Source organism: Flavobacterium johnsoniae (genome assembly GCF_001879205.1).
Taxonomy (GTDB): Bacteria; Bacteroidota; Bacteroidia; order Flavobacteriales; family Flavobacteriaceae; genus Flavobacterium; species Flavobacterium johnsoniae_A.
Genome location: NZ_MLFK01000005.1, coordinates 288,987 through 301,787, shown reverse-complemented (window position 1 = coordinate 301,787; position 12,801 = coordinate 288,987). Strand labels below are relative to the sequence as shown.

The window sequence follows — 12,801 nt, the reverse complement described above, 5'->3', positions numbered from 1 at the left end:
CTCAAACTATAAGTACTTTATCAACCTTAAAACAAACAATCACCCATACTAATTATCTAAAATACTATTAACAATGAACCAAAACCTTTCCCTCGCAGATTATGCGGTTTTTATTATTTATTTCATCGTAGTTTCTGTCTACGGTTACACCGTTTACCGCAAACGTAAACAAGACGAACAAGATGCTAAAGCTTATTTTCTTGCTGAAGGAAATTTAACCTGGTGGGCCATTGGTGCATCGTTAATTGCTTCTAATATTTCTGCAGAACAATTCATCGGAATGAGTGGTGAAGGTTTCTTTTTAGGAATTGCAGTAGCTGCGTATGAGTGGATTGCCGCTATCGCTTTAATTATTGTAGCAGTTTGGTTCATACCTGTTTATCTTAAAAACAAGATCTACACGATGCCTCAGTTTTTAAAAACACGTTACAACGAATCGACGGCTTTGATTATGGCGGTTTTCTGGTTGTTCTTGTATGTTTTTGTAAACTTAACTTCTATTCTATATTTAGGTGCCGTTGCTATTAACGGTCTTGCGGGAGGTGAATATCTGCATGTAATCATGGTAGGTCTTGCCGTTTTTGCCTTATTTATTTCGTTAGGAGGAATGAAAGTTGTGGCTTATACAGACGTTATTCAGGTTGCGGTATTAATTATTGGAGGGCTTGTAACTTCTTATATTGCCTTAACAACAGTAGGACAATATTTTGGCGTTGGCGAAAATGCAATCGCTGGTTTTAAAGTTTTAATGAGAGAAGCTCCGGAACATTTTAAAATGATTATACCAAAACCAACTGCAAATTCTTCGCAATTGGAAATCGACAAATATTTAACTTTCCCTGGTTTGATGTCGTATCTTGCCGGTATCTGGATTATCAACTTAAACTACTGGGGATGTAACCAATACATTACACAAAGAGCTCTTGGTGCCGATTTACAAACGGCTCGTACCGGAATTTTGTTTGCAGGTATGCTGAAATTATTAATGCCATTAATCGTAATGCTTCCCGGAATTGCTGCTTACGTTTTATACAAAGACGGACATGTACCGCAGTTAGTGGGCGGAAAAGACGGTGCTTATTCTGCTGTATTGACTTTCCTTCCAACAGGATTAAAAGGACTTTCTGTAGCGGCTTTAACGGCTGCAATTGTAGCTTCTTTGGCTGGAAAAGTAAACAGTATTTCTACAATTTATACCTTAGATATTCATAAAAAATACATCCAGAAAGAAGCCGGAGAAAAACAACAGGTAAATATTGGAAGACTTGCAGTTTTTGCAGCAATGCTTTTAGCAGTTTTATTTACATGGAATGATATCTTAGGAATTGGCGGTGTTGGTGGTTTCACTTACATTCAAAAATATACAGGATTCATCAGCCCAGGGGTTTTCGCTATGTTCGTTTTGGGTATGTTCTGGAAAAGAACAACCGGAGCAGCTGCTATCGTGGGTGTAATTTTAGGATTTGTATTGTCTGTATTATTCAACGAATATGCTCCAATGTTATTTGGAAACGAGACTTTATTATACACAGCATATCCTAATGGAAAAGGTGCTTATGAAATTCCTTTCCACATTTGTATGGGATTGTCATTCTTGTTTACGACTTTAGTTATGGTGGCTATGAGTTTTGCAGGACCAAAAATCAATCCTAAAGCTTTTGAATCTGAGCCGGGAATGTTTACTGTAAAACCACAAACTACTGTTTTAATCGTAATTACATTATTGATTATTGTAGCATTATACGTTAAATTCTGGTAATAGAATTTTTAAATATCTTCAAAAAGAAAGACCGTCATTCAGGCGGTCTTTTTTGTTTTATAAAAATATGATAAATATTTTAACAAGAAAAAGATTGTTTTAAATGTGGTTTTTTTAATTACTTTTGAGCAAATAAATTTAACTAACCAAAACATGAAAAAATTAATTCTTGCCTTAATGCTTATTTCCGGAGCTGCTTTTGCTCAAGATATGGCAGTTGTAAAAGGAAATTTCGATTTCTTAAAAGATCAAAAAGAAATCAACACCGAATTTGATTATAGTAATTTTACTATGATGAAAGAAAACAAGCCCGAATCCCAATATGTTGAAGAACATAAAGCTGATTTAGACAAAAAAGCAAAAGGAAACGGAAACATTTGGCAGAAGAAATGGATTGCCGCAAAAGAACAAATCTGGACGCCTAAATTTTTAGAAATCGCAAACATTGTATTGACTAAAGAAAAAAAAGATTTAAACTTTCAGGAAGGATTAAATACACCTTATACTTTAATTGTACAAACCGTATGGATTTATCCGGGCTGGGATGCGGGAATTATGAAGCAGCCTGCAAAAGTAACTACCAATTTGAAATTTGTGGAAACAGCTAATAAATCAAATGTTTTATTGGAAATTACCAGCGAAGAAGCTCCGGGTGATCAATGGGGAAGTAATTTCAGCAACGAATCAAGAATTGGTGAAGGTTTCGCCAAAACAGCAAAATCGATGTCTAAGCTTATAGCAAAAAAAGCTTATAAATAAAAAAAAGCCCTGATTATTCAGGGCTTTTTTCTTTTTGCATATTTAATAAATACGCCATATTTGCGATCACGTGATCGTGTTTCTTAACAAAAGGGTTTTCTTCATTCCAAACATATCCTGCTAATACCGAACATATTTTTTCTTTTACTTCAGGATTTTCCGGCTGATGGAAGAATAAAGTCTGTAGATTTCCTGTGTACCACTCTTGTACGTATGTTGTGAAAACAGCAATACCTCGTTTCATATATTGTGTAAATTCAACCTCCCAGTCAACAGGAATTCTCTGCGATTCTTTAAGGTATAATTTTGCTGCCAGCATTCCGGACTCGGTTGCAAAAGCTACTCCAGATGAGAAAACAGGATCTAAGAATTCTGAACTATTTCCTGTTAAAGCAAAACCATCGCCGTACATTCTTTTTACCGCTCGCGAATAATTCTCCAGTTTTACAGGCTCAAACAAAAATTCTGTACCCTCAAATCTCTTAATGTAATAATCTGATAGCTGAATAGCGTTTTTTAAAGCCTCGGCATTATCTTTATTTTCTGAAAGCGAATTAATAAAATCTGTAGGACCAACAACTCCCAAACTCGTATTTCCATTAGAAAAAGGAATTACCCAAAGCCACACTTCGGTTTCCAGAATATCAAAAGAAATTTGAGTTCCCTCTTCACCTTCTTCTCTGTTAATATCTTTTACATGCGTAAAAATAGAAGAATGCGGATCTAATTTCGAAGGCGTATCCAAATCTAAAAGTCTTGGAAGAACACGACCATAACCGCTTGAATCGATAATGAATTTAGCGTGAATCTCTTTTAAATTCCCGTCTTTATCTTTTACAATTGTTTTAGAGTTTTTTCCTTCGAAAGAAACTTCCAGAACCTCTGTTTCAAATTCCAGATCAACACCTTTGCGAACTACTTCCTGAGCCATTGTATTGTCAAAATCAGCGCGAGGCACCTGCCAGGTCCAATCCCAGCCTTTGCCAAATTTCTTGCTGAAATCAAAAACACAAATTTCTTCTCCTCTTATAAATCGTGCGCCCAGTTTTTTTTCAAAATTCATTGCATCAAGAGCATCAAACAATTCTGCCTCTGCAAAATGGTCCATTACCCTTGGAATTAAGCTTTCCCCCACAACCAATCTTGGGAATTTTTGTTTTTCTACAACTTTTACCTTTACATTATTTTTATGAAGATACGATGCAGACACGCATCCTGATGGTCCTGCACCTATCACTAAAACATCTACAAACTCCTTGGTCATAATAAAAATATTATCAATTATTAAACTACATTTGCCATCATCAAAATAACTACAATTATTTTGATAAATAAAATTAAATTAGCACAATCAAAACCGATTTAATGAATACAATTAATGAATATTTAAGTTTAGCAGAATTCGAAGACATAATCTTTGGAAATCAAAAAGTTACAATTAGCGATGTTGTTTTAAACCGAGTAAACGAAAGCTTTAATTTCCTAAAAGAATTTTCTGGAAACAAAGTAATTTATGGCGTAAACACTGGCTTTGGCCCAATGGCGCAATATAGAATTAAAGAGTCTGACCAAATTCAGCTTCAGTATAATTTAATCCGCAGCCACTCATCAGGAACCGGAAAACCATTAAGCCCAGTTTGTGCAAAAGCAGCAATTCTGGCTCGCTTAAATACACTTTCATTAGGAAATTCAGGCGTTCATCCGTCAGTAATTAACTTAATGTCTGAACTTATTAATAGAGATATCACTCCTTTAATCTTTGAACACGGCGGTGTTGGTGCCAGCGGTGACTTAGTACAGCTTTCGCATTTAGCTTTAGTTTTAATTGGCGAAGGCGAAGTTTTTTATAAAGGCGAAAGAAGACCAACTCCCGAAGTTTTTGAAATTGAAGGTTTAAAACCAATTCAGGTTGAAATTAGAGAAGGTTTGGCATTAATCAACGGAACATCAGTAATGACCGGAATTGGTGTTGTAAATGTGTATCACGCTAAAAAACTTTTAGATTGGTCCTTAAAATCGTCTTGTGCCATAAACGAACTGGTTCAGGCTTATGATGATCATTTTTCTGAAGAATTAAACCAAACAAAACGTCATAAAGGACAGCAGGAAATAGCTGCAAAAATGCGTCAAAATCTTTCTGACAGTACTTTAATCCGTAAAAGAGAAGACCATTTATATTCTGGTGAAAATACCGAAGAAATCTTTAAAGAAAAAGTTCAGGAATATTATTCATTAAGATGCGTTCCTCAAATTTTAGGACCGGTTTTAGAAACAATCAACAACGTTGCTTCTATCCTGGAAGACGAATTTAACTCGGCAAACGATAACCCAATTATCGACGTAAAAAATAAACACGTTTACCATGGAGGAAATTTCCACGGAGATTATATCTCACTTGAAATGGATAAACTGAAAATCGTAATTACCAAATTAACGATGCTGGCAGAACGTCAATTGAATTATTTATTAAATTCAAAAATCAACGAAATTCTTCCTCCATTCGTAAACTTAGGAACATTAGGATTTAATTTCGGAATGCAGGGCGTTCAGTTTACTGCAACCTCAACAACTGACGAAAGCCAGATGTTATCAAACCCAATGTATGTACACAGTATCCCAAACAACAATGACAATCAGGATATTGTAAGCATGGGAACAAATGCAGCAGTTATTACCTCAAAAGTAATCGAAAACTCTTTTGAAGTTTTAGCTATCGAAATGATTACAATCGTTCAGGCAATTGATTATTTGGGTCAAAAAGATAAAATTTCATCAGTAACCAAAAAATGGTACGATGACGTTCGCAATATAATTCCGGAATTTAAGGAAGATCAGGTAATGTATCCTTTTGTTCAAAAAGTAAAAGATCATTTGATCAACAATTAAAAATCAATATAAAAATATGCCCCAAATAGTTTTAGCTTTTTAATCATTAAACATTGAATTTTAAAATCATGAAAAAGACACTTATTTTTTTGCTGCTAGTAAGTATTCAATTTGTTAATAGTCAAGAACTGGCATTAGTTAAAAAGAATTCAAAAATTGGATATATTTCCAAAGACGGATCTTTTAAAATCGAACCTCAATACAAATCTGCCAAAAGTTTTTCTGAAGGTTTAGCTGCTGTTGAAAATGGCGGCAAATGGGGATTTATCGATACAAAAGGAAACTGGACCATTCAGGCTTCTTTTGATGATGCCAAAGATTTTAACAGCGGTATTGCAATTGTAAAAAAAGATAAGGAGTGGGTTTATATTGATAAAAAAGGTGAAATTCAAAAAGCTCCGACAACCGAAAAATTATTCGATTTTAATAATGGAGTTGCTTTTATCAGACAAAACAATAAAGTTGGTTTGATTAACAACAAAATGGCGGTGGTTTTAGAACCAAAATACGATCAGATAAAACCTTTTGAAAATGGTTATGCCAGAGTAGAACTAAATAAAAACTGGGGAATTATAAATACTGATGGAAAAGAATTAGTTGAGCCTGCTTATGCCGAGATTGGAAACTATTTCAAAAACACAACCTGGGCCAGAAAAGATAAAACTTTTGGATTAGTAAGCGGCGGGAAATTTATTCCGGTTGACGGAGCCGAAAAAATCTGGGATTTTGAAACACAAGATTTGACTTTTGCCAAAAAGAACGGAAAAATTGGATACATCGATTTAAAAGGAAACTGGGCGATTCTTCCTATTTATGATAAAGGTAAAGCTTTCTCAAAAAATTTAGCACCTGTTTTAGTTGGAAAAAAATGGGGATTTATTAATCCAAAAGGAGAATTTGCTATTGAACCAACTTACAGCGATGCAGAAGTTTTTAGTTCAAACGGCCTGGCTCCGGTAAAAGAAAGCAATTGGGGATTTATCAACGAATCTGGAAAACTAGTAATTCCAACTCAATACGGTATCACTACAAATGCCATTATTGCGATGTTTACACAACAGGACAAAGGATTTATTGATGGTGTTGCCAGAGTAAAAAACGAAGGAAAATGGGGATTTCTTAAACCAGACGGAACTGTACTAAGCAACCAATGGTTTGAAAACGCTGAATTATTCTCAAAATCGGCAGAAAAAAATCAGCCCGTAGAAATAGCGGCAGAAAAACCCAAACAAGAAGTAAAAGCAACAGCTAAACCAGCAGCAAAATCAACTGCAAAACCAGCGGCTAAAAAGAAGAAATAATTTTTATCGCCGGCAAAAAATCAAATTTACATAAATGAAAACGTCTATAAATAAAGACGGAAACATTTACGACCAATAAAAATAAAATTTACATAGATGAAATGTGTATTAGTAACAGGCGGTTCGAGAGGAATTGGAAGTGCTGTTTGTAAAAAATTAGCCGTTGAATCTAATTATCATATTCTGATTAATTATCATTCAAACAAAACTGCTGCTGAAGAAACACTTCAGGAAATACAAAAATTAGGAGCAACAGGAGAAATTTTAGGTTTTGATGTTGCCAATTTTGAGCAGGTTCAAAACGTTTTAACACAATGGCAGGAAGCAAATCCTGACGCAATTGTGGAAGCAATTGTAAACAATGCCGGAATTACAAAAGACGGTCTTTTTATGTGGATGACTCCCGAAGACTGGAACGGTGTTGTAAACACAAGCTTAAACGGATTTTTTAATGTAACGCAGTTTTTTATTCAAAAAATGCTTCGCAATAAATATGGCCGAATCGTTAATATGGTTTCGGTTTCCGGAGTAAAAGGAACGGCAGGGCAAACCAATTATTCAGCAGCAAAAGGCGCAATCGTTGCCGCTACAAAAGCATTGGCACAAGAGGTTGCAAAACGTAATATAACCGTAAATGCTGTTGCGCCCGGTTTTATTAGAACTGATATGACAAGTGAGCTTGACGAAAAGGAATTATTAAAGCTGATTCCGGTAAATCGTTTTGGCGAAGCCGAAGAAGTAGCAGATTTGGTAAGCTTTTTGATTTCTAAAAAATCGAGCTATATTACCGGAGAAATTATCAATATAAACGGAGGAATATATTCGTAAAATCTAACACATAGAAACATAGGTTTTATTTGCAAAAAGAATAGTTAAAAAAGAAATACATTTCTTTCACATAGAGAACTATGTTTATTAAAATGAGTGAAACCTCTTTTTTGAGTTTACAAAAACTATGTTTCTATGTGTTTAAAAAATTACAATTTAAGGACAAAAATTACTTTGAAAGACGATGAATAGAAGAGTGGTAATTACTGGAATGGGAATTTATTCTTGCATCGGAACTTCTTTAGATGAAGTAAAAGAATCTTTATACCACGGAAAATCGGGTATTAAATTTGATTCTGAACGAAAAGAATTTGGATTTCAATCAGCCCTGACCGGAATGGTTCCTAAAGCTGATTTAAAAAATTTATTGACACGCAGACAGCGTATGAGCATTGGTGAAGAAACCGAGTATGCGTATATGGCAACTATCGAAGCATTGAAAAATGCCAATATCGACGACGCTTTTTTTGAAAATCGCGAAGTAGGAATTATGTACGGAAACGACAGTGTTTCTAAAGCTATTATTGATGCTACAGATATTGTTCGCGAGAAAAAAGACACCGCTTTAATTGGTTCAGGAGCTATTTTTAAGTCGATGAATTCTACGGTTACAATGAATCTTTCAACGATTTTTAAGCTTCGAGGTATTAATTTAACCGTAAGTGCGGCTTGTGCGAGCGGTTCACATTCTATCGGATTGGCTTATTTTTTAATAAAAAGCGGTTTTCAGGATATTATCATTACCGGCGGAGCACAGGAAATTAATAAATATGCCATGAGCAGTTTTGACGGATTGGGCGTTTTTTCTAACAGAGAAAATGATCCTGAAAAAGCGTCAAGACCTTTTGATGCTGACCGCGACGGATTAATTCCGAGTGGCGGAGGTGCTACTTTAATTCTGGAAAGTTACGAATCTGCCATTGCAAGAGGTGCCACAATTATTGCCGAAGTTTCCGGCTACGGATTTTCGTCAAATGGAGGACATATTTCGACTCCAAATGTCGAAGGACCAGCCACAGCAATGAAAAGAGCACTCGACGATGCTAAACTAAATGCATCGGATATCGAATATATAAATGCACACGCAACCTCAACTCCGGTTGGCGATGCAAACGAAGCCAAAGCGATTTTCGAAGTTTTTGGTGAGAAAAATCCTTATGTAAGTTCTACAAAATCAATGACGGGCCACGAATGCTGGATGGCCGGAGCAAGCGAAATTATCTACTCTATCATTATGATGCAGCACGATTTTATTGCGCCTAACATCAATTTAGAAAATCCAGACGAAGATGCTTCAAAATTAAATTTAGTTAAAACTACGTTAAACAAAAAATTTGACATATTTTTGTCCAATTCTTTCGGTTTCGGAGGAACCAACTCTGCGTTGGTGGTTAAAAAGTTTAAATTGAACGATGAATAAAGAAGAGATTATAGCAAAAATTAATGGTTTTTTAGTTGATGAATTTGAAGTAGACAATGACGACATTGAACCAAATGCTAATTTAAAAGATACACTTGGATTAGATAGTTTAGATTATGTTGATTTGGTAGTTTCGATAGAATCTAACTTTGGTGTAAAACTTGTAGAGGCAGACTTTGTTGGAATTTCTGATTTTCAAAGTTTCTACGACCTTATTGAAACCAAATTAAAAGCCAAAACAGCTTAATGAGTCAATGGGATGGCAAATCAAAAGGAACTGTTTTAGGTTATAGAATATTCGTTTTTTTGATTAAAAAAGCGGGTGTAAAATCTGCTTATGCTTTACTTTATTTTGTTGCCTCTTATTACTTTTTATTTTTAAAGAAAAGCAATCGTGCTATTTTTTATTATTTTAAGGAAAGGCTGCAATACTCCAATTTCAAATCCAAAAAAATGGTTTTCAAAAGTTACTACACTTTTGGACAAACTATTATTGATAAAATTTCCATTTCGGCTGGTCTTCGAAACAAATTCACTTATGAGTTTGACGGAATCGAAATTCTGAAAAACCTCTTGGCCGAAAAAAAAGGCGGGGTTTTAATCAGCGCGCACATGGGTAATTTTGAAATTGCAGAACATTTCCTGGGCGACATCGATCTTAATTTCCAAATCAATTTGGTTACAACAGATCTAGAACATTCGGCCATTAAAAATTATCTGGAAAGCGTTACGCAAAAACCAACGGTAAAATTTATCATTATCAAAGAAGATTTGTCTCATATTTTTGAGATCAATGCTGCTTTGGCTAATAACGAATTAGTTTGTTTTACAGGCGATCGCTATTTTGAAGGCACTAAATCTCTTTCTGAAAACCTTTTGGGCAAAGAAGCCAATTTCCCTGCAGGTCCTTTTTTAATTGCATCACGGTTAAAAGTTCCGGTTGTGTTTGTTTATGTTATGAAAGAGCCAAATTTACATTATCATTTATATGCCAGAGAAGCCGCTGTAAAGCACCGCGACGAAAAAGCACTGCTGAAAGAATATGTAAAAAGTGTAGAAAGCATCATAAAAAAATATCCGCTGCAATGGTTTAATTATTTCGATTTCTGGAATGATTTAAAAGGTGCATAGATACAAAGGTGCGAAGGCTCAAAAGTGCAAGTTTTTTTTGAAGAAATAGTCTGCGTTAATCATTTTATCTGTGGCAAAAAAATCTTGTAATTCGCGGCAAACCCTTCATCCCGTAAACAAGAAAATCCGTTTAAATAAATTTACTTATTTTTGTCCGCAACCAAAGCAGACAAACCTAATGAAAAATGTTCTCGTTATTTATTATTCTCAATCAGGGCAGTTAGAAACCATTGCGCAAAACATCGCAAAACCGTTTCTAAATTCAGAGAATATAAATGTAACTTTTCACGAAATTCAACTAGAAAAACCATTCCCTTTTCCTTGGGATAAAAATTCTTTTTTTGATGCCTTTCCAGAATCTTTTTTACAGATCCCGACAGCATTAAAACCAGTTCCTGAAGAGATTTTAAACACAAAATTCGATTTAGTCCTTTTCCACTATCAAGTTTGGTATTTATCGCCCTCTATCCCTGTCAACTCTTTTTTAAAAAGTGACGACGCCAAAAAAATCCTCAACAATACGCCGGTAGTAACCATCAGCGGTTCGAGAAATATGTGGATTATGGCACAGGAAAAAATCAAAACTTTGCTAAAAGAAGCCAATGCACAATTAGTTGGCAATGTAGCTTTAGTAGATCGTGTAGGAAATTTAATCAGTGTTATTACAATTGTAGAGTGGATGTTTTCCGGAGTTAAGAAAAAATATTTAGGTATTTTTCCTCTACCGGGAGTTTCAGAAAAGGATATTCAGGAATCTCCAAAATTTGGAGAAGTAATTTTAGAAGCATTTAATGAAAACAATTTACAGCATTTACAGCCCAAATTAGTGGCCATTGACGCTGTAAAGATTAGTCCCTATTTAGTGACTGTTGACAAAACTGCCAATAAAATTTTCAATAAATGGTCAAACCTTATTTATAAAAATCAAAAAAACCGAAAACAGCTTCTAAAAGTATTTAATGTTTATTTATTCCTTGCGATTTGGTTAATCTCACCAATAGTGTATATATTGCACCTTATTTCCTACCCCTTTAAATTAAACACCATAAAAAGAGAAACTCAGTATTATCAAGGAGTTTAGAAAGAGAATTTTAGATTATGTTTGAAGTATATATCACAAAAGCTGCAAAATATTTGCCAAACGAAGCTGTTTCAAATGAAGAAATGGAAGCTTACTTGGGCCTTATCAACGATACTGCCTCTAAGGCAAGACGTATTATTTTGCGCAACAACAAAATTACAAGCCGTTATTATGCTGTTGACAAAACAGGAAAAAGCACACACAGTAATGCCGAATTAACACGAAATGCTATTTTGCCGTTGTTCGACGAAAATTTTACGCCTCAGGATTTAGAAGTACTTTCATGCGGAACCTCAACTCCGGATATTTTTCTGCCTTCGCATGCCGCGATGGTTCATGGTCTGCTAAAAAATAAATCGGTAGAATTAAACTCTTCAACAGGAGTTTGCTGTGCCGGAATGAACTCTCTTAAATTTGGTTTTCTTTCGGTAAAATCTGGAAATTCAAAAAATGCAATCTGCACAGGATCAGAAAAAGTTTCTACCTGGCTGAATGCTCAAAAATACAATCACGAAGCCGACAATTTAAAAACACTTGAAGAACAGCCTATCATAGCTTTCAAAAAAGATTTTTTACGCTGGATGTTATCTGACGGTGCCGGTGCTTTTTTATTAGAAAATGAACCAAAAGGAGCAATTTCTCTAAAAATAGAATGGATGGAAGCTTTTTCGTATGCTTACGAATTAGAAACCTGCATGTATGCCGGAGGTGATAAATTAGAAAACGGAGAAATCAAATCATGGAGCGATTATGCACCGGAACAATGGTTAAACGAATCTGTTTTTTCTATCAAACAAGATGTAAAATTGTTAGATGAGTTTATCCTGTCAAAAGGTGCCGAAAGCATGAAAGATGCCATGGATAAAAACAATATCAAATCTGAAGATGTCGATTATTTTATTCCTCACGTTTCTTCTAACTTTTTTGTTGAAGGATTGAAAAAAGGATTAAATGAAAAAGGCATCGGAATGACTGATGATAAATGGTTTATGAATCTTTCAAGAGTAGGGAATGTTGGTTCTGCCTCTATTTACCTTGCTCTAGAAGAATTAATGAATTCAGGAAACCTGAAAAAAGGAGATCATATTCTTTTATCAGTTCCGGAAAGTGGAAGATTTTCTTTCGCCTATGCGTATTTAACTGTATGCTAATGGACGTTTTACTTTTAGAAAAAGAAGCTGTCGAGAATTTATTACCGCAAAAGTTTCCTTTTGTAATGGTAGACAGCATGCTTTCTTATAGTGAAACCTCATTAGTTTCTGGTTATACAATTAAAAGTGACAATATTTTTTTTGACAGTAATGCCTTTTTAGAAGCGGGTTTAATTGAGCACATGGCTCAATCTGTGGCGCTGCATACGGGTTATCAGTTCTTTTTAAGAAACGAAACAGCCCCAACGGGTTACATTGGTTCTATTAAAGAAATTGAAATTAAAAAGCTGCCAAAAATTAACGATACAATCCAGTCAACGGTAACTATTCTGCAGGAATTTGCCGGAATTACTTTGGTGGATATTGTTACGACATTAAACAATGAAGAAATTGCAAACGGACAAATGAAAACCGTTTTAGCCAAATAATATAGATTTTGAATACCGGAGTTGACATACAAAATTATTTACCGCACCGAGCACCAA

12 protein-coding genes are annotated in these 12,801 nt (G+C 34.8%); 11 read left to right on the top strand and 1 reads right to left on the bottom strand.

Features of this window, described 5'->3' with window-relative positions; genetic code table 11:
* The first annotated feature begins 73 nt into the window (after positions 1-73).
* On the top strand, positions 74-1,759 hold the full coding sequence (locus BKM63_RS06565; RefSeq protein ID WP_071635829.1) for a sodium/sugar symporter: 1,686 nt from the start codon (positions 74-76) through the stop codon (positions 1,757-1,759).
* Between the two features lie 153 nt (positions 1,760-1,912).
* Complete coding sequence (locus BKM63_RS06560) at positions 1,913-2,518, top strand: hypothetical protein (protein ID WP_071635828.1); 606 nt, start codon at positions 1,913-1,915, stop codon at positions 2,516-2,518.
* 13 nt (positions 2,519-2,531) lie between these two features.
* On the opposite strand, the gene BKM63_RS06555 is transcribed toward BKM63_RS06560, so the two are convergent.
* A complete protein-coding gene (locus tag BKM63_RS06555) occupies positions 2,532-3,782 on the bottom strand; it encodes an NAD(P)/FAD-dependent oxidoreductase (protein ID WP_071635827.1) in 1,251 nt (416 codons plus the stop codon).
* 101 nt (positions 3,783-3,883) lie between these two features.
* Between BKM63_RS06555 and BKM63_RS06550 the strand changes: the two genes are divergently transcribed.
* The 9 genes from BKM63_RS06550 (at position 3,884) to BKM63_RS06510 (ending at position 12,744) form a co-directional block, all read left to right on the top strand.
* Positions 3,884-5,404 carry an HAL/PAL/TAL family ammonia-lyase gene (locus BKM63_RS06550; RefSeq protein WP_071635826.1) on the top strand — a complete coding sequence of 507 codons (1,521 nt, stop codon included), beginning with the start codon at positions 3,884-3,886 and terminating at the stop codon, positions 5,402-5,404.
* Positions 5,405-5,472: 68 nt separating this feature from the next.
* Positions 5,473-6,705 (top strand): WG repeat-containing protein, encoded by a 1,233-nt coding sequence (locus BKM63_RS06545; RefSeq protein ID WP_071635825.1) that lies wholly within the window; start codon positions 5,473-5,475, stop codon positions 6,703-6,705.
* A 96-nt stretch (positions 6,706-6,801) separates the two neighbouring features.
* A complete protein-coding gene (gene fabG, locus BKM63_RS06540; protein WP_071635824.1) occupies positions 6,802-7,533 on the top strand; it encodes a 3-oxoacyl-ACP reductase FabG in 732 nt (243 codons plus the stop codon).
* A gap of 184 nt (positions 7,534-7,717) precedes the next feature.
* A complete protein-coding gene (locus BKM63_RS06535; RefSeq protein ID WP_071635823.1) occupies positions 7,718-8,953 on the top strand; it encodes a beta-ketoacyl-[acyl-carrier-protein] synthase family protein in 1,236 nt (411 codons plus the stop codon).
* A complete protein-coding gene (locus tag BKM63_RS06530) occupies positions 8,946-9,200 on the top strand; it encodes an acyl carrier protein (protein WP_012023190.1) in 255 nt (84 codons plus the stop codon). Before BKM63_RS06535 ends, BKM63_RS06530 begins: the two co-directional genes overlap by 8 nt.
* Positions 9,200-10,084: a lipid A biosynthesis acyltransferase gene (locus BKM63_RS06525; protein WP_071635822.1), complete on the top strand. Its 885-nt coding sequence runs from the start codon at positions 9,200-9,202 to the stop codon at positions 10,082-10,084. The genes BKM63_RS06530 and BKM63_RS06525 overlap by 1 nt, the downstream gene beginning before the upstream one ends.
* A gap of 178 nt (positions 10,085-10,262) precedes the next feature.
* Entirely contained in the window at positions 10,263-11,165 is a 903-nt protein-coding gene (locus BKM63_RS06520; RefSeq protein ID WP_071635821.1) for a hypothetical protein, read from the top strand.
* Positions 11,166-11,182: 17 nt separating this feature from the next.
* On the top strand, positions 11,183-12,316 hold the full coding sequence (locus tag BKM63_RS06515) for a beta-ketoacyl-ACP synthase III (RefSeq protein ID WP_071635820.1): 1,134 nt from the start codon (positions 11,183-11,185) through the stop codon (positions 12,314-12,316).
* Positions 12,316-12,744 carry a hypothetical protein gene (locus tag BKM63_RS06510; RefSeq protein ID WP_071635819.1) on the top strand — a complete coding sequence of 143 codons (429 nt, stop codon included), beginning with the start codon at positions 12,316-12,318 and terminating at the stop codon, positions 12,742-12,744. Before BKM63_RS06515 ends, BKM63_RS06510 begins: the two co-directional genes overlap by 1 nt.
* The last annotated feature ends 57 nt before the right edge of the window (positions 12,745-12,801 follow it).